15 protein-coding genes are annotated in these 18,195 nt (G+C 35.0%); 11 read left to right on the forward strand and 4 right to left on the reverse strand.

Going from position 1 to position 18,195, the window contains the following annotated elements; all coding sequences use genetic code 11:
- Positions 1 to 263 precede the first annotated feature (263 nt).
- A complete protein-coding gene (locus AC4D4A_RS02885; RefSeq protein ID WP_490994504.1) occupies positions 264 to 1,046 on the reverse strand; it encodes an FxLYD domain-containing protein in 783 nt (260 codons plus the stop codon).
- Positions 1,047 to 1,726: 680 nt separating this feature from the next.
- Positions 1,727 to 3,415 (reverse strand): dihydroxy-acid dehydratase, encoded by a 1,689-nt coding sequence (gene ilvD / locus AC4D4A_RS02890; protein ID WP_490994756.1) that lies wholly within the window; start codon positions 3,413 to 3,415, stop codon positions 1,727 to 1,729.
- Positions 3,416 to 3,646: 231 nt separating this feature from the next.
- On the opposite strand from ilvD, the gene AC4D4A_RS02895 reads away from it, so the two are divergent.
- Entirely contained in the window at positions 3,647 to 4,807 is a 1,161-nt protein-coding gene (locus AC4D4A_RS02895; protein ID WP_490994505.1) for a mechanosensitive ion channel family protein, read from the forward strand.
- Positions 4,808 to 4,913: 106 nt separating this feature from the next.
- Here the strand turns inward: AC4D4A_RS02895 and AC4D4A_RS02900 are convergent, their stop codons facing one another.
- Positions 4,914 to 6,047, reverse strand: a complete 1,134-nt coding sequence (locus AC4D4A_RS02900; RefSeq protein ID WP_490994506.1) for a DUF2515 family protein — start codon at positions 6,045 to 6,047, stop codon at positions 4,914 to 4,916.
- A 253-nt stretch (positions 6,048 to 6,300) separates the two neighbouring features.
- Here AC4D4A_RS02900 and AC4D4A_RS02905 point away from each other — a divergent pair, with 253 nt between their 5' ends.
- The gene (locus tag AC4D4A_RS02905) at positions 6,301 to 7,635 is read left to right on the forward strand and encodes a multi antimicrobial extrusion protein MatE (protein ID WP_490994507.1); all 1,335 of its coding nucleotides are present in this window, start codon (positions 6,301 to 6,303) and stop codon (positions 7,633 to 7,635) included.
- A 141-nt stretch (positions 7,636 to 7,776) separates the two neighbouring features.
- Here AC4D4A_RS02905 and AC4D4A_RS02910 read toward each other — a convergent pair whose 3' ends face one another.
- Positions 7,777 to 8,271, reverse strand: coding sequence for a hypothetical protein (locus AC4D4A_RS02910; RefSeq protein ID WP_490994508.1), 495 nt, complete (start codon positions 8,269 to 8,271; stop codon positions 7,777 to 7,779).
- A 547-nt stretch (positions 8,272 to 8,818) separates the two neighbouring features.
- Here AC4D4A_RS02910 and AC4D4A_RS02915 point away from each other — a divergent pair.
- The 9 genes from AC4D4A_RS02915 to AC4D4A_RS02955 all read left to right on the forward strand — a co-directional run bounded on the left by AC4D4A_RS02915 (position 8,819) and on the right by AC4D4A_RS02955 (position 18,152).
- A complete protein-coding gene (locus tag AC4D4A_RS02915; RefSeq protein WP_490994509.1) occupies positions 8,819 to 9,403 on the forward strand; it encodes a TerD family protein in 585 nt (194 codons plus the stop codon).
- A 33-nt stretch (positions 9,404 to 9,436) separates the two neighbouring features.
- Positions 9,437 to 10,018 (forward strand): TerD family protein, encoded by a 582-nt coding sequence (locus tag AC4D4A_RS02920; RefSeq protein WP_066103765.1) that lies wholly within the window; start codon positions 9,437 to 9,439, stop codon positions 10,016 to 10,018.
- Positions 10,019 to 10,072: 54 nt separating this feature from the next.
- Positions 10,073 to 10,651: a TerD family protein gene (locus AC4D4A_RS02925; protein WP_490994510.1), complete on the forward strand. Its 579-nt coding sequence runs from the start codon at positions 10,073 to 10,075 to the stop codon at positions 10,649 to 10,651.
- A gap of 74 nt (positions 10,652 to 10,725) precedes the next feature.
- Positions 10,726 to 11,511: a TerC family protein gene (locus AC4D4A_RS02930; RefSeq protein ID WP_490994511.1), complete on the forward strand. Its 786-nt coding sequence runs from the start codon at positions 10,726 to 10,728 to the stop codon at positions 11,509 to 11,511.
- Between the two features lie 78 nt (positions 11,512 to 11,589).
- Positions 11,590 to 12,798: an HpcH/HpaI aldolase/citrate lyase family protein gene (locus tag AC4D4A_RS02935; protein WP_490994512.1), complete on the forward strand. Its 1,209-nt coding sequence runs from the start codon at positions 11,590 to 11,592 to the stop codon at positions 12,796 to 12,798.
- Position 12,799: 1 nt separating this feature from the next.
- Positions 12,800 to 14,185, forward strand: coding sequence for a phosphoribosyltransferase family protein (locus tag AC4D4A_RS02940; RefSeq protein WP_490994513.1), 1,386 nt, complete (start codon positions 12,800 to 12,802; stop codon positions 14,183 to 14,185).
- Between the two features lie 113 nt (positions 14,186 to 14,298).
- A complete protein-coding gene (locus AC4D4A_RS02945) occupies positions 14,299 to 15,408 on the forward strand; it encodes a cysteine protease StiP family protein (protein WP_490994514.1) in 1,110 nt (369 codons plus the stop codon).
- 16 nt (positions 15,409 to 15,424) lie between these two features.
- Positions 15,425 to 16,213 (forward strand): HAD family hydrolase, encoded by a 789-nt coding sequence (locus AC4D4A_RS02950; protein ID WP_490994757.1) that lies wholly within the window; start codon positions 15,425 to 15,427, stop codon positions 16,211 to 16,213.
- 313 nt (positions 16,214 to 16,526) lie between these two features.
- Complete coding sequence (locus tag AC4D4A_RS02955) at positions 16,527 to 18,152, forward strand: YceG family protein (protein ID WP_490994515.1); 1,626 nt, start codon at positions 16,527 to 16,529, stop codon at positions 18,150 to 18,152.
- The last annotated feature ends 43 nt before the right edge of the window (positions 18,153 to 18,195 follow it).

The raw sequence follows: 18,195 nt of genomic DNA on the forward strand, positions 1-18,195 counted from the left end.
TGTATTAGTTAAAAATGATGAAGCAAAATGGACAATATCATTGGACAAAAACTTCCATGACAATTCAAACAGCTCTTTGCCGCCATCCGGAAATATTACTTTATATAAAGCTGATTTTTCTTTGCATGAACCAATACAGTTTCAGCATTCATTTTAAAAAATACAATGTAAAAAGCACTTCTTTAAAAATGTTGCATTTTTATTCTAAGACATAGACAGAGCCTATTCTATTAATAGGAAGAATAGAATAGGCTCTTAATTAATTATTCAATTATAATATCGTAGTCCGCAGTCCATTCCATCTTACTGACTTCCTTATCAGTTTGGAATTCTAGTTTGATTTTTTGATTTGGTTTCCATACATTAGAGTGATAAATTTGTGCTGTATCTACAACTACACCGTCCTTGTCCATTAAATCAATCTCTAATTCTAAGTAATCCATGGCTACTCCAGATGTATTTTCTACAACTGCACTATATTCATACCAATCATGCTCCTTAGTTGGAGCAAATTTTATGTTTTTAATCATTTCATCAATTTTAGTTTTGTATTCTTTTTCTGTATTTACAATTTGTGCATTCGTCTTTAAGTCAGCAAATCCATCTTCATCCAACTTAATATTATATTCTTCCTGGAGTTGTAATAGGACCGTACTACGTAAATCATACCCCTCAGACCAAAGAGTACTATATTTATCCAGATCTACATTTATATATTTCACTGCTTCTTTTTGTTTTTCCAACCCCTCTAAATATTTTTCAGCTAGGGCTTGTAATTTTACATCATTGAACTGTTTATCATTATATTTTGCTAATATGTCAGTTTCAGAACTAACAAGTTTTGTATAATGTTCTTTTTCATCAGTTTCTTCAGTTACTTCCTTATCAGCAAGCTTCCAACGTGCGGCAGTAGCTTTTTCTATATCCTTTAAGAACGCTTGATCAACGCTATCCTTTTTAGATTCTTTAGTATCTTCGTTCCCACACGCAGATAAAACAAGTAATAAAACGATAAAGGCAGAAAAAATAGATGTTAGTTTTTTCACTGTAAATCCTCCTTTATAATTATATTTATATAATTATTTTAAATCCTTTTATATACATTTGTCATCAGAATAAAATTAAAAATAAACTGTTGTCTGTGTAGTCACTTGAAAAAAGGTTTGTGAGGAAGGGGAAGCCTGTCAATGCTATAATGGGAGGATAATAATGATATAAGACAATATTATTTAACGATATCTTAAGGAAAATGATTTGGATGAAATAAGCAAATATGACAGCACAAAAACTTAGGTGTTTTCTATACCAAAAAAGGGCCAACGATTAAATATTTGAGAAGATTGTTTTTTACTAATGTGACATATTGACGGAAGCGGAATAGAAAAGACGGCTTTATTGTAATGGGGATAAATTTATAATTGCAGGTCAGAATACTAAATAAATAGCATTAAAGGAAGTTGGAATATGAAAAACTAATAAAGTTGTTTTTTTAGAGAGTAGTTAGTTGAAGCTGTTTGAGGCTGTGTTATCTTGATATATACAAAATGGTAATTCGCAAATCATAAAACGGCTAGTCAAAATAGAGCCAGCGAGGATGATTGCAAATCAGAGCAGTAGCTATTTTTATTAACGGAGCGATTGTGAAATAATAGAAGTTGCCTTAAGTAATAGCCTTATGAAAAGGCAAAAAAAAGGATGTAAACAGCTGTTTACACCCCTTTAGTCATTAGATTTTCATAACCCCACCTGTACTGGCGGAAGTGACCAGCTTCGAATATCGTGCCAGATAGCCGGTCTTGACCTTTGGCTCAAAACCTTTCCAGTTCGCTCTGCGGAGTTCAAATTCCTCGTCTGAGATTTCCAGTTGAATGGTACGTTTATTCATATCGAGTTCAATGATATCGCCATTTTCAACAAAGGCAATGGGGCCGCCTTCAGCCGCTTCAGGTGATATGTGGCCAATGCTGATTCCTCTAGAGGCACCAGAAAAACGTCCGTCTGTAATTAATCCGACTTTTGCTCCTAATCCTCTTCCGACAATTTGCGAGGTAGGAGCGAGCATTTCCGGCATACCAGGACCGCCTTTTGGGCCTTCATAACGAATGACGACTACATCTCCTTCTTTTACTTTGCCGGTAATAATACCTGATAAAGCATCCTCCTGAGAATCGAAACAAATAGCAGGGCCTCTGTGATAGCCGCCAACTTCGGGATCGACCGCTCCAACTTTAATAATTGAACCATTTGGTGCAAGATTGCCAAACAGTACAGCCAAGCCGCCACGTTCAGAATGTGGATTGCTTAAAGGACGAATTACATCATAATCTAAAATCTCACAGCCCAGCACGTTTTCTCTCAATGTTTGGCCAGAGACAGTTATACATTCTCCGTTTAAAGCACCCGGCTTTTTCAGCAATTCATTAATAATAGCACTGACACCACCGGCATTATGTACATCCTCAATATGATAATCAGATGCCGGCGCTATTTTTGCCAAATGGGGGACTCGGCTGGCAATCTCATTAATACGCTCAATCGGGTATTCGAATCCAGCTTCATGAGCCAATGCGAGAGTATGAAGGACTGTATTCGTTGAACCACCCATGGCCATGTCAAGAGCAAATGCATTATCAATCGTATCGATGGTCACGATATCACGCGGTTTAATGTCTGTTTTGATGAGCTGCATCAGCTGTTTGGCTGATTGTCTGACAAAATCCTTTCTTTCCTCTGCAACGGCAAGGATTGTCCCGTTACCAGGTAAAGCTAAACCTAAGCCTTCCGCTAAGCAATTCATTGAGTTCGCGGTGAACATTCCGGAACATGAACCGCATGTTGGACAGGCGACCTGTTCAAGCTCCTGCAGTCGCTCTTCATCAATTTGTCCGGATTGATAGGCACCGACACCTTCAAAAACGGAAGTGAGGGAGAGGGAGTTGCCATCTTTATCTTTACCAGCTTTCATTGGTCCGCCACTGACGAAAATAGTTGGGATATTGACACGAAGAGCAGCCATCATCATACCAGGTGTGATTTTGTCACAGTTTGGAATACAAACCATTCCATCAAACCAATGCGCTGATACGACTGTTTCAATAGAATCCGCAATAATTTCACGACTCGGCAAAGAATAACGCATGCCGATATGGCCCATAGCAATCCCATCATCGACACCAATAGTATTGAATTCAAACGGAACCCCACCCGCTTCACGGATTGCTTCCTTTACAATCTTTCCGAATTCCTGCAGATGTACATGACCAGGAACGATGTCAATATAGGAATTGCAAACCGCGATGAATGGTTTTCCAAAATCCTCTTCACTTACACCAGCCGCTCTCAGTAAGCTTCTATGTGGAGCGCGATCTATTCCTTTTTTTATCATATTACTACGCATTTCAGTCATGACAATCATCTCCAATTAGGTAAATTTATCTGTATATTTAGAATTATTCAACATTTTAACATTAAATGAAGTAATATCCTATCATAATTGGAAAAGAATTATATTTTTTATATAAATATCGTAAATTGCTGATGTAACTTTCATACTTGTTGAAACTCTCTTCGTTTGAAGACACATTATTTTCATTTTATTGAAAATCAGGGTAAAATAATGCGTATTACTTACATGATGTTTCATAATATGGATAAAAATTCTGACTTGGTAGTAGAACTTCAATCAAGACAGAAAGGATTTGATCGTTTGTTAGATTACAAGTTAATGGTCACTTTATATGAAGGAGACTATGAGAAATGGGTTAACACTGGGATTGCATTAGGGATTGTTTTGCTATTCATCCTTTTTAGGAAGCTAGTTACGAAGTATGTCTTTCAGTTGATATTAAAATTGAGAGAGGATAAGCCAAATGATTTATTTATTCAAGTTTTTAAAAGCTTTGAAAAACCGATCAGTTGGCTGTTTATTATCATTGGTCTGTACATAGGGGTAAAGTACTTTCCATTCATCAATCAACATAATCCTTTTTTCTTAAAATTATTGCGTTCAATGATTATCTTTTTGATTACCTGGGGATTATTTAATTTGTCCTCACCTTCACAAGGTATTTTATTAAATATTAATGAGAAAATGAATCAAAAAATCGATTTGATCCTCATTCCCTTTATATCCAGAGCCATGAGAGTGATTATCGTAGCCATCAGCATTAGTATTATCGGTCAAGAATTTGATTATGACGTAAATGGATTGGTAGCCGGTCTTGGTTTGGGTGGTTTAGCTTTTGCCTTAGCAGCTAAAGACGCTGTTGGTAATTTAATTGGCGGAATTGTAATCGTCACAGAAAAACCTTTTTCTATCGGTGATTGGATTTTAACATCTAATGTTGAAGGAACTGTGGAGGATATAAACTTTAGAAGTACAAAGGTTCGTACATTCAGCCAGGCGTTAGTGACTGTACCCAATGCTACGCTGGCCAGCGATGCAATCACGAACTGGAGTCGAATGGGAAAACGAAAAATCGATTTTCATTTGGACGTCGCCTACCAAAGGGAGACAGATCAACTTGATAATCTAATAGAGGAAATTAAACATTTGCTGCGCTCACATCAAGGTGTTCATCAGGACACCATTGTCGTAGCCTTCGATCAATTTAAAGATCATTATATAAAAATACTAGTTTATTTCTTTACAAATACTACTGCTTGGGAAGAACATGTCCAAATTAAACATCAAATCAATTTAAGTATCATGCAGCTGTTAGAAAAAGAGGGAATATCATTGGCAGTACCTTTACAAAAAGTTTCAGTTGATCCTGAGTTTTCATTAATAAAAGAAAGATCAAATTAAGTCATTTTGATATACCACTGTGAATTATACGATTCATAGTGGTATATTTTTTTATTAAGAGTATTCACTATAACAGTGCTGGGAAACCTTAGATATTAACCATAATTTAAAAAAGAGGAAATACATTCTTTGCCATACATGCCATCTCCAACTTCTCCAGTGTTTTACAATAATCAACTTCTACATTTTCAATAGTTTTATTCATACTTGGAACCATTTCCTTTACAATCATTGAATCCTTATACCATTCTGTATATTGAGGTGGCGAGTGCGAGACGTCTTTCCATACATATGAGAGTGAAGGGCTATAAAAGTGAGGAGACCCAGATAGCAGCCTGCATTCTCTTAATCGAACTTTATACTTTTTTCCTGGAAATTCTTCATTTATGTCATTAAAAAGATGGGGCCAATAATCCTTTCTTGAGCCTGTATGTGGTGTATTTAATGCCCATTGTTCAATTTTATTCAAACGTCCATCATCAAATAAACAACCATACAAATCCTTTCCGATTTCAATTCGACTATCGAGCTGTTCAAAGTGATGGATCGTTTTACCCACAAAACTGATATTCGTATTATTTTTCAAATAAGGAAAGAGAATTTGATTCAGCGATAAAAGATCCTGTAGAGAAAATTCCGGTTTTACAAATACCTGATTATGAATATTAGGCTCTTTTATGAGTGTTTCTTCTAAATGATTTTGTTCATTTATGATAAGAGCCAGCGTTATAAGAGCTGAATCTCTATATTGCCAAAAGTAAGTCCAAACTGTTTCCATATACACTGAAACAAATAGATGAGGCAGCAAGTAGGCGAGATTTCGACCACGTTTAAGTGATTCTTCATACATGAGTAATTGAGGATAGGCATCATTAAAAATCAACCAGTTGCCCCGTTCTAAAAACATAAAGAATGTATCAGCTTCCTTTTTCTCCAGCAATCTTGATAAACAAGTACCTTTTAGGTCAGTCATATTCCATCCAGCATTTCTGGAAACCATATGGGCAAGAAATGACCAATGAATCTCTGGATGGTTTTGATAATAAGCAAGATAAGCTGTAGTCCTGGTAATATTATTCTGATTGGCCAAGCTTGTTTTTTCACGTATCAGTCTTAAAATCATTTCATCTTCATGCGTCATTTTGTATGTTACTTTCTTTTTTTGGTCAAGCATCTTTTTCATTTCTGTTAATGTTCCAGGTAGTTCTGTTTTTTTCTTCTTAAACCAGGGAAAGGACATAAATATATCTCCTTCTAATTGAAAAATAATTAAAGGTGCTTTATTTTATTCTTTGCAAATTCGGTTTATACATATGTGCATAGAGCGTTAAGATAGACGATTCCCGCTTGAGAAGTAATCTAATTTAATGACCGGCATGGATGGCTTTTACTTTATTGATGTTTTATTGAGTTTCCGGATGGAATGAACATATTAGATATTTCACTGTAGTTTTGTGATAAATTTTTTGAACGAAAAGAAGTGAGGTTACGGCATGAAACAACAAATGGCATCAACGGAATATTCATTAGGGAAAATATTGTTATTCTTTATCCCATTGGCTCTGTCGGCTAGTTTGACTTCTGTTTCTCACGTTATTATTAACGGGACACTTAGTCGAGCTGAAGAAGCGGAGGTCATTATATCCAACTATGCAATTGCTTTTTCACTGTTTAGTATTATGGAAAGACCGGCTTTAGTATTCAGGCAAACAAGCTCAGCGTTGACAAAAGGGAAGTCGACCTTCCAGGCTATTTGCTCTTTTTTTATAAAAATCATTGTTGCTTTAATGCTTATTTGTATGTTAATTGCGTTTTCACCGCTTGGAGAATGGCTATTCACTCATTTATTTAATGCAGAACCTGAAAATTTGTCAGCTTTAATGAATACATTTAAGGTATTAGCAGTCGTAATTTTACTATCAGGTATCCGTACGTTATATCAAGGAATTATGATTAATCATCTTGAAACAAAATGGGTGACCTATGGTGTGATTATTCGCCTCATTGGTATGATTGCAATCGCATTGTATTTCATCCATTATTCGGATTTACTATCAAGCATAGCCGGAGCCATCATTTTTTTAACTGGTATGTTAATCGAATGTGTAATCAGTATTTGGAGAGGCCATCGTTTAATAAAGACAGACAAACTGGATGAAGAAGATGAACAACCATTGACCCAAAAAGAGATTGGAAAGTTTTATACGCCATTGGTCTTTTACTTATCCTTTCAAACACTTGTAACACCTATCATTTATGCTTGTTTAAGCTTTATTGACAATGTTAATCTCGGAATAGCTTCTTTTGCTCTTGCCTTTAGTGTAACGAATTTGATCATCAGCTTTTTTATGTACACCCATCAGGTCGTTCTTCAATTTCATGATACAAACAAAAAAGCGGTCTTTCAGTGTATTGTGATTTTTAGTATAGTTCCTACAACGTTATTGCTTATATTATGCTATACACCTACAGGCTTCTGGTTTATGGATACCATCTTTGGCACAACCGGTACATTGGCTAAAGAGACATTGCAGGTGCTGCAATTCTTTATTATAAAAACCTTTGTTTTTCCTTGGGTGGATTACTTTGGCGGCATTTTAATGCTAAACAAGAAAACAGGGGCTATGTTAAAGCCACAACTTTATAATCTGATTACGGTTGTAATTATTTTAGTGACATTTGTTGTCCTGTTCCCTTCATTAAATGGAAGAGCGGGTGCCATAGCTGCTTCTCTTGGGGAATTGGTTGGCTTAGTATTCGTTTATATGGTGGTGCAAAAATATAATAAGGACATAGATAAGCAAGCTACTCAAATGGAATCCATGTAGAAGAAGGGAGGTTATTCAGATGAATAATCTCTTTTTTTGCAGCTAAAAGACTCATAACATGAGAAAGAGTGATGAGAGTAAATATTCTTTGTATCCAACTTATCTGTTATACATATTTCCCCTAAATCATTAGTACTTTTATTACTTTTCTTCCTGTTCTAATTTCTCTAATGCCAGTTTAATTTGTACATTGCCTGCCTCCAACTGAGGGGTAGTTTTTAATAGCTCTTCCTTATTGAACGACTCCAAACAATGTTTAATCAAATCAATGACTACTCTGATGGTTGTAATTCCTTCTTCGTAGGTGGTTATCGTTTTTGTATACTTGCTGATTAATTCATCACTCATTTTAGTAGTTTCGAGTGCATAATAGTTTGTGGCAAAGGACAAATTAGCTACTATTGATTGCAGTTCATTTTTCCACTGCGTATCTTTGAAGTCTATTTGATTTAACGTCATTTCCAATTCATGTGAGGAGGCTTTAATATCTGCGGCTGTATCGGTACAGATCCTAATGAAGTTGCTTTCTTCAATGTTGTGTAAAGGTAATCTTCCTACCTCAGGCTGTTTAATGTTTGGATAGTTACTGTATCCAGCAGATAATACAATCACTAAAGCAATTAAAATCCTCTTCATTCAACCTCTACTCCTTTCATAAAGATTCTTTCCACCATCAATAACTACTATTTTTCAGTTAATGGGTAATTCCTGTCTAGTTAGACCTCAATGTCCTGCTATTAATGTCTATCATAACGGCAATATACCACCATCATTTAGTTTTACTATATATATTCATTTATTATTTATTGAATGTATATTGCTGCCGGTATGACGATATTTAGTACTTACTAAATTAGTAATCTTTATTTCCTGTAAATGAAGAGTCTAAATTGATGAAAAGCATCCAGGGAAAAGAAGAATAAAAGGTTATAACTGGAAGAGACAATAATACAAAACGCCTAAAAATTCGACAAATATAAAGTATCTCATGGAAATTAATATAAAAAGTTGTAAATGTAAGGTATTTTTAGTTATTATAGTAAATATATAGCGCTTTACTAGTTAATAAATTCATAAACTAGTAAATATTAACTAACGAAATTTATTGAACTATGTAAATGTTCGTTGTTTCACCCATGGCTACTATACAGAAAATCCAAAATGAAAGAAGGAGAGAACGTTAATGGCTATAAGCTTACAAAAAGGACAACGAATTGACCTGACAAAAGGTAATGCGAATCTAAATATGATTATGGTTGGTTTAGGCTGGGATCCAGTAAAGAAAAAAGGCGGCTTCTTTAGCAGAAGTTCCGATGTAGACTGTGATGCATCAGTTATTATGCTGAGTGCAGATAAATTACAGAGCAATAAAGATCTTGTATATTTTGGGAATAAAAAAAGTGCGTGTAGTTCTGTTATTCATTCAGGAGACAACTTAACTGGGGATGGCGATGGTGATGATGAAACCATTAAAATCAGCTTAAAATCCGTTCCAAATACATACAACAAATTAGTTTTTGTCGTAAACATTTATAACTGTGTTCAAAGAAAACAAGACTTCGGCATGATTGAGAATGCTTATATACGTGTTATGAATCACGATACAGGTGAAGAATTAGTTCGATTTAATTTATCCGATAATTATGCTGGATTAACAACATTGATTACAGGCGAAATTTATCGTCACAATTCAGAATGGAAGTTTGCTGCTATTGGTGATGGAACAAAAGATAGCAGTCTATCGGAGATTTGCAGCAAATATCAATAATAAATTTTAATTAAAATACTGGAGGGAATTAAAATGGCAATTTCATTATCAAAAGGACAAAAAGTAGATCTTACAAAAACAAATCCTGGTTTAACAAAAGTAATCGTAGGTTTAGGATGGGACGTAAATAAATATGATGGCGGACACGATTTTGACCTTGATGCATCCGTATTTCTTTTGAATGAAAGCGGAAAAGTATCCGGCGGAGAAGATTTTGTTTTCTATAATAATACAACAGGTGGTGCTGGTTCCGTAACTCACTCTGGTGACAACTTAACTGGAGAAGGTGACGGCGATGATGAACAGGTTAAAATCTCAATCCAAAGTATTCCTCAAAGTATACAAAAAGTTGCTTTTGCTGTAACCATCCATGATGCTGATTCCAGAAGTCAAAACTTTGGTATGGTTTCAAATGCATTCATTCGAATTGTGAACGAAGAAACGAATGAAGAACTGATCAGATATGATTTGGGAGAAGATTTTAGCATTGAAACTGCCGTTGTTGTAGGTGAATTATATCGCCATCAAGGAGAATGGAAATTTAGTGCGATCGGTTCCGGTTATCAAGGCGGTTTAGCTGCTCTATGCAATGACTATGGATTACAAATAGGATAATAACATTCGTTTATTAAATAGTAATTTACGAATTTGAGAGGTGTGATTTTGCACATGGCTATCCAACTAAGTAAAGGTCAACGTATTGATCTGACTAAAAATGATCCAACATTACAAAAAATCGTTGTAGGTTTAGGATGGGATGTTAAAAATTTTGATGGAGGTCAAGATTTTGACTTGGATGCCTCTGCATTCATCTTAAATGCTTCCGGCAAATGCCGTAACGATTTCGATTTCATTTTTTATAATAATCTTCAAAGTACGGACGGTTCCGTTACCCATACTGGAGATAACAGAACTGGAGAAGGGGATGGCGATGATGAACAAATCAAAATCGATCTTTCTAAAATCCCTGCTGATGTAAACAAAATTGCTATTACAGTAACGATTCATGATGCTGAAAATCGCCGTCAAAATTTTGGACAAGTTACCAACGCTTTTGTACGTCTAGTAAATGAAGATACGGGCGCTGAGGTTTTACGTTATGACCTTGGAGAAGATTTCAGTATTGAAACAGCTGTTGTATTTTGTGAGATTTATAGACATAATCTTGATTGGAAGTTCAATGCGGTTGGTTCCGGTTATCAAGGCGGGTTACACTCATTGGTTAAAGCATATGGCTTAAGCGTTTAAGAATCAGTGATTAGTTAGGGGGAATTATTTCTTTCCCCCATTATTTTTAAGATATACAACGGAGGGTTAACACTTTGGAAATTTTAGAACAAATCTTAAGTACGTATGCTTTATTCTTTGACTTGAACATGTGGGCGGACGTATTAACTGATCCTGTAGCATGGGGACTAATTGGTTCCTTAGTAATAATAGAAGGATTATTATCCGCTGATAATGCCCTTGTTCTGGCTGTTTTAGTAAAGCATCTTCCTGAAAAACAACGTAAAAGAGCACTTATGTATGGGATGTTCGGTGCCTACTTCTTCCGTTTCATATTTATTGGAATAGGCGTATACCTCGTTAAATTTTGGTTCATTAAAGTTTTAGGTGCTGCGTACTTAGCATGGATCGTAATCCAGCATTTCAGGTCAAAAGCCGGAGATGGCGAAGACGGCGTGAAACAATTTAATAAGAATTCATGGCTTACACGTACAATCGGAGTATTTTGGAGCACGGTTGTTTCAGTAGAATTAATGGATATTGCGTTCTCAGTGGATTCTATTTTAGCTGCGTTTGCGATATCTGATCAAGTATGGGTGCTTTTGGTTGGCGGTATGTTAGGAATCCTAATGATGCGTACGGTTGCCGGTGTATTCTTAACATTAATTGAACGTGTACCTGAACTCGAAACTACTGCATTTATACTTATTGGGATTATTTCAGCAAAAATGTTTGCAAGTGTTTTTGGGTTTCATGTATCTCATTATGTATTTTTTGCGATTATCATTGTCGCTTTTCTCGCAACTTTTATCATTCATTATATCAATAAAGGTAAAAATGTTGATAAAAACACGGAAATCGCTGCATCTAAAGATAAATAATAAGATCTGGCTTAAATTAAAGACGGCTACTGTGTTCGTAAACAGTAGTCTTTATTTTTATATGAAAGGAGCATAAGAATGCAACATTTCAGCTATGAATCATCCATAAAAATGAAAGAGATTTTTTATATGGAACCGGAGCCTTTTACGAAATACACAGATAAAGAGGTTCTTGCTTATGCCCTTGGGGCCACTCTTTATATGCCTGCTATAAAAGAAAATATTGCAATGGATATCATTAATAAAAAGTATCAAGAGCTTACTTCATTAGTGATTGATTTGGAAGACTCAGTGGCTGATTGTATAGTTGTGGATGCTGAAAACAAATTATTGGAACATCTCTGTATACTATCTGAGCATCTTGAGGAAAACAAAATAAGTATGGATGAACTGCCGCTTATTTTTATAAGAGTGCGGGATCCAATCCAAATGAGACGAATAACTAAACTAATTAACGATTATTTGTACATTCTGACAGGATTTGTTTTCCCAAAATTCAATTTTGACAATGGGAAAGAATTTTTAGCAATCCTGGATGAACTCAATAAAAACAATAGCTTACTATATGGTATGCCTATATTGGAGTCAGCTGAAATTATTTATAAAGAAACCAGAATGGTTGCTCTATTAAAAATAAAAGAATTACTGGATTCATATAAGAAATATATATTAAACATCCGGATAGGAGCTACTGATTTTTCTGGTTTATTTGGTATACGGAGAAAAGTAGACACCACTATTTATGATGTGTCGGTGATTAGAGATTGTATCACGGATATTATCAATCTCTTTACCAGACAAGGTGATGAATATGTAGTTTCCGGGCCAGTTTGGGAGTTCTTCTCAAAAGATAACCGTATCTTAAAACCAACACTGCGTGTATCCCCTTTTCAAAGAAGATATGGCAGCTCCGGTCTAGTAAAGCGGACTGAATTAATCAATGAATATTTAGATGGATTAATTAACGAAGTCCTCCTCGATAAATTGAATGGAATTAACGGAAAAACCATTATACATCCTACGCATATTAAAGCAGTGCATTCTTTGTATACCATTACACATGAAGAATATATAGATGCGATAAGCATCCTAGCAAACCGCGAAGGGGAAGCAGGGGTTTTAAAAAGCATGTATGAAAATAAAATGAATGAAATAAAACCCCATTATTATTGGGCGAAAAAAATCTTACTCCGTGCCAAGGTATTCGGTGTATATAATGTTGATCAAGATTTTACTAGTTTACTCCTAAATCAAGGACATGATGAACAAATTCTAGAGGTGAAATAAAATGACAACAAGATTGAATGTAAGAGAAGTATCACACCAAATACTGGATGATTTAACGGTTGGAATCGAAGTCTTTCATAATCCATATGATTTCGAAACACATCATTTATTTAAAATGGCGACTCGCATCAATAAGAAGCGAAATTTTTTATTCGTAAGTACGGTTTTAGGCAAACATCTAGCTGTTAACCCTAAAATACCTCTACTGATTGGTCATTTATTATCCCTACGATATATAGAAGTCGTTTACGGCAAAAAAGATATGCGTGCAGCAAAAATAGCTGAAGCTATAAAAACTGGTGAATGCATTGAGGAAACCTTGCTTTTAGTAAAAGAGAATCCAATCAAACTACCAAAGCCACTAACCATAATTGGTTTTGCTGAGACGGCTACAGCATTGGGTCATGCGGTTTTTAGTTCCTTTGATAAACATGCAAAATACATACACACAACCAGAGAAAAAATAGCTAAAATTCCATCAATCATTAATTTCGAAGAAGAACATTCTCATGCCAGCAGCCATTATGTCTATTCAAGTGACCCTGCTTTTTTTGATAACGATCAAGAAATTGTATTAGTGGATGATGAAATAACGACGGGTAAAACAGCAATCAACATTATCCGAAAAATCAATTCTGTTTATCAATCTAAAAAGGTATTTACTTTGATATCAATTTTGGATTGGCGCACAGCTGAGCATCGTGCTCAATATCAACAATTAGAAAAAGAATTAGGGATTACCATACATCCAGTGTCTTTAATGGATGGAACAATATCGATTAATGGTCAACCTGATTTAAAGCTGGAGGACCAGCTTGCTGCTCCTAATCAAACTTCTGAGCAACACGTTTCATATATACCTATCCATCATTATTTTAAAGACCAGCACTTTAATCAATTTACTTCTATTAATACAGATGAGTCTCTAAATGTTTCCCCTTATTCACAGGCTACAGGGAGATTTGGTCTGGATATAGAAGAAGAAAGAAGTTTTTCTCCTATTTTTGAAGAGATAGGCGGTATTTTGAAAGAGCATCGCAAAGGTAAGAGAACTTTGGCTATAGGTACCGGGGAATTTATGTATATACCTATGATGATTGCTTCGTCCATGGGGAGTGACGTTTATTTTCAATCTACTACTCGAAGTCCAATATACTCTTTAAAAAAGAGTGATTACCTAATTCATAATAAATTCACTTTCGATAGTCCTGAAAATAAAGGGGTCGTAAATTACTTATATAATATTGAAATCAACCGCTATGACGAGATATTTATATTTATTGAAAGAAACTCATCTCATGAATCATTAAATTCCATGCTATCGGCATTAAAACAAACCGGAATTAATTGCATTACTGTCATCACTATGACGGAAATGAACCAGTAAGGAATTCATATCAACCATTTTCTTTCTAATTGGACTAGAACTGTTAGATATCAAATATATTTTCATACTTTTATAGTTAAATACTGCTCCACTATACAACCAGGAGGGATTTTATGCTTAAACCAAAACTCATACCGGATCAAATGGGAAGCTACAACGAAGATGATGCCATTTTTTTATTAAGAGATATTAGTGATTACGTTTTTGAAACCAAAACGGAAGAAAGAGAAAGTTTAATCCAATCCGGTATACACTATTCGGAAATGCTCCCTATCGAATATCATCCTCCAAAAGAATATATTAATTTATTTCATGATACATTAAAAAAATATTCTGAGCGTTTGGCTGTGGCTATTGGAACAGTGGCCGAACAAATTATTGAACGTAAAGGAATGGAAAACTTAGTTTTAGTCAGCTTAGCAAGAGCCGGAACACCAATTGGGGTGTTGATTAAACGTTATTACGCTTATAAATATCAAATCAATGTTCCTCACTATTCTATATCTATCATTCGCGGCAGAGGCATTGATGAGGCAGCTATTGATTATATTTTTGAGCAGCATTCTCATGCGAACATCCAGGTAATAGACGGGTGGACTGGAAAAGGGGCTATTACGTTTGAGTTAGCTGAAGCATGCGAGAAATACAATTCAACTCACTCCAATCATATTGATCCTTCATTGGCCGTGTTAGCCGATCCAGGGCATTGTGTAGATATATATGGAACAAGAGATGACTTTTTAATCCCGTCCGCTTGTTTAAACTCTACGGTATCAGGATTAGTAAGTCGTACTGTATTAAACTATGAATTCATGAGCAAGGATGACTTTCATGGTGCAAAGTTTTATAAAGAATTAGCGGATGCAGATTTATCGAATTTTTATGTGGATACGATCAGCGAGAATTTTGGAAAAGTAGAAGAGCAAGTGAAACAATCCTTAGAACAATTAAGCAAAGAGGATAAAACACCTACGTGGCTAGGAATGGATTCTATTGAAAGAATTCAAAACATCTACAATATTAGCAATACACATTTTATCAAACCAGGTGTTGGAGAAACAACACGTGTTTTATTGCGAAGGATACCCTGGAAAATCCTAATCAACCCTAATCATTCAAATGATTTATCACATATTCTGTTCTTGGCTAAAGAGCGAAATGTACCGGTTGAGGAATTCAGGGATATGTCCTATACATGCTGCGGAATTATAAAAGAGGTATAAGGAAGGGATTACTATTATTTTATTTACATCCGATTTAGACAGAACTTTAATTTATTCAAAAAATATGATGGACAAATACCCCATCGATAATCAAATTACTCCAGTCGAATTTAAAGATGATCAGGTTATCACCTATATGTCTCAAACTTCAATTGACCTTTTACAACAATTTAATCAACAACATCTATTTGTACCAGTAACGACAAGAGCGCTTTATCAGTATGAAAGAATTGAAGTATTTCAACAGAAAATAAAGCCTAAATATGCGATTGTGAGCAATGGCGGAACTATTTTAGTAGATGGAAAGCCTGACTCTGAGTGGGACGATTTTATAAAAAACCATCTTTCTGTTACGTCACTTCCACATCATGACATGCTAAATACTTTCGCAAAGATCCGTCATGATTCCTGGGTTGAGCGTGAGTTTTATATCGATTCCTTGTTCTATATGTACCATGTAAATAAAGATACCCTACCACATCATGAACTGCTATCCTTTGAAGATGAATTAAACAAAATTGGATGGAGAACATTTTTGCATGGAAGAAAACTCTATATACTGCCAAGTAATTTAAATAAAGTTTTTGCAGTAGAGCATTTAAAAAAGCGGCTGGATTATGATATTCACACTGCTGCCGGGGATTCACTTATGGACTATGACATGATCGCAATCGCTGATAAAGGATATAGTCTAAAGCATGGAGAGCTTTATGATGTCAAACCGAACGATCCAAAAATAAACTGGTTAAAAGGTAAAGGAGCAGCTTCCACAGAGGATTTAATTAAAAATCTCCTGAGCCTGTAAGAAAGCTGTAACACGGTGGGAGTAAGAGTATAAAGTACAATCCCATTGGGTTACAGCTCATTATTTCAATTGTTTTTAGCCATTTTATTTCTAACTAAATAGCGATTCCTAAAAAACATCTATGTAATTGACCAAAAATATCATAGATTTTTTAGTTTATAGAAAAACTGACTAAATACGAGTGTATAATAATCTCCCAAAGTTATATTTTTTGTAAAAAAAGAGCGTATTTTCCAAAACTCATAGCGCAACTGTAAAAAATTAGATATATAATATTAATGTACGAATCATCTTAGAGAAAGGAGTTTAAATATTGAATTACATAAAAATAGAACCCTTATTAAACAAATCTACAGCAGAATGGTTAGAGTTATTTCTTTCTTCTATTCGTACAAGACCATCCTATCATTTAGATGAATCAACTTTTCGTTTTCAAAGAATCAGTCTCCGAGTATTAGGTATTCCGCTCGACGAAGATGAATACTTTAACTCTTTATACGACATGCACCAAAAACCTTATATACATGTGTTAAGTGAAGAATTGGATAAAACGATCGATAATCAGGTCTTCCAAACTATACAGGATGTTTTAACTTTACACCGTACAGAAAATAAAGGATTATCAATTAAACGATTGATAGCCATTTTTTATGGTAAAAACTTAATACCTAAGCATACGGATTCTACCATTAACAGGCATGTACAAATATCAATCATTAAAGTGGTTGAACATTTTAAAGATAAACAGAAGAGCGGGTTGCTCTCACCTGAATTCCGCAGATTTATCATCGATATGATCAAATGGCTTAAAAATCATTGGGAAAAATGGTCTAAAGACCTCCAAATAGGTTCAGATTTTCCGAAAGTCGTTTGGTATGGAGATCTATCCTTAAGTCAGCAATATTTTTTATTACTGCTCATGGAATTTGGGTGTGATGTTTTAATTTTACATCCTGCCGGCACAGACTTTTTTAGCGATCTTGATCGGGAAAATGAATTTTCACTACCCTATGTGTATACGAATAAAGGGAAGCTGGAACCATTCCCTGTGAAAGAAAGAGAGCGGCAAACGACTGTAGCGTATCGAGCCAACAAACAGCTTGAAATCATGTTAAATGATCATGAGTCTGGTATTTATAAACCTTGGCAATTTAGAAATTTCAACCCTTCATCGACAACATTAAGAATGACCTATGATGATGTATTTATATATGCAAAAGAAAAAGCAATGATTAGGCCTCAATTTAAAATTGATAAGGATCGAGTAATCATTCCTGTCATATTCACAAAAATCAATGGAGTTTCACGAGATCGAGCGGATTATTGGTCTAAAATGAAGGGGCTCAAGGATTCTTCACTCTCGAAAAACATTCGCGAATTTCCTTTCACGACAAAGACAAAAGCCAATTATCATTTTCATTTTCAGCATTCCTTAGATAAAGATGGAACACTGTCACCCGAAAAAATGCTCGCAGGAAATTGGTGGAGATATGGACATTTGCCGATTGAACTGCAGAGGGCCATCGCCTGGACGATTAAAGAGTACTGTGAACATCCTAAATTACTAAAGCTGAATCATGAAACAGAATATGATTTGCAATTATTTTTATTTAAACAAGCGAGCTTGATTCCTGAAGACTTTCTGAAACAATTACAACAATTCGATTATTCTCAGGATGTGCCAAGAATCGTTCTATACAATATGGGAACTAACAGTACATTTACCCGTGAGGATGCGGCACTGCTGCTGTATTTAAATGAATTTGGTGTGGATATTGTGTTATACAATCCAGCAGGACAAACCGATATAGAAAATTTTGTAGACCCATCTCATTACGATACCCATTGGTTAGAAGATATTGTTTTTGAACAAGAAATTCCAGACTTTCAGCAAGAAGAAAAATCATTCATTAAAAAGATTATTAAAAGAATATTTTAAAGGATATCTCAAAAGACAAATTAACAAATATTCCAATGATTGG

This window comes from Pradoshia sp. Z5_111 (assembly GCF_058267535.1).

Bases quoted from the DNA above. Each gene is read 5' to 3' on its own strand.
- ilvD (WP_490994756.1), bottom strand. From the start codon at position 3,415: ATGATTGTCATGACTGAAATGCGTAGTAATATGATAAAAAAAGGAATA.
- AC4D4A_RS02895 (WP_490994505.1), top strand. From the start codon at position 3,647: ATGGATAAAAATTCTGACTTGGTAGTAGAACTTCAATCAAGACAGAAA.
- AC4D4A_RS02900 (WP_490994506.1), bottom strand. From the start codon at position 6,047: ATGTCCTTTCCCTGGTTTAAGAAGAAAAAAACAGAACTACCTGGAACA.
- AC4D4A_RS02905 (WP_490994507.1), top strand. From the start codon at position 6,301: ATGAAACAACAAATGGCATCAACGGAATATTCATTAGGGAAAATATTG.
- AC4D4A_RS02910 (WP_490994508.1), bottom strand. From the start codon at position 8,271: ATGAAGAGGATTTTAATTGCTTTAGTGATTGTATTATCTGCTGGATAC.
- AC4D4A_RS02915 (WP_490994509.1), top strand. From the start codon at position 8,819: ATGGCTATAAGCTTACAAAAAGGACAACGAATTGACCTGACAAAAGGT.
- AC4D4A_RS02920 (WP_066103765.1), top strand. From the start codon at position 9,437: ATGGCAATTTCATTATCAAAAGGACAAAAAGTAGATCTTACAAAAACA.
- AC4D4A_RS02925 (WP_490994510.1), top strand. From the start codon at position 10,073: ATGGCTATCCAACTAAGTAAAGGTCAACGTATTGATCTGACTAAAAAT.
- AC4D4A_RS02935 (WP_490994512.1), top strand. From the start codon at position 11,590: ATGCAACATTTCAGCTATGAATCATCCATAAAAATGAAAGAGATTTTT.
- AC4D4A_RS02940 (WP_490994513.1), top strand. From the start codon at position 12,800: ATGACAACAAGATTGAATGTAAGAGAAGTATCACACCAAATACTGGAT.
- AC4D4A_RS02945 (WP_490994514.1), top strand. From the start codon at position 14,299: ATGCTTAAACCAAAACTCATACCGGATCAAATGGGAAGCTACAACGAA.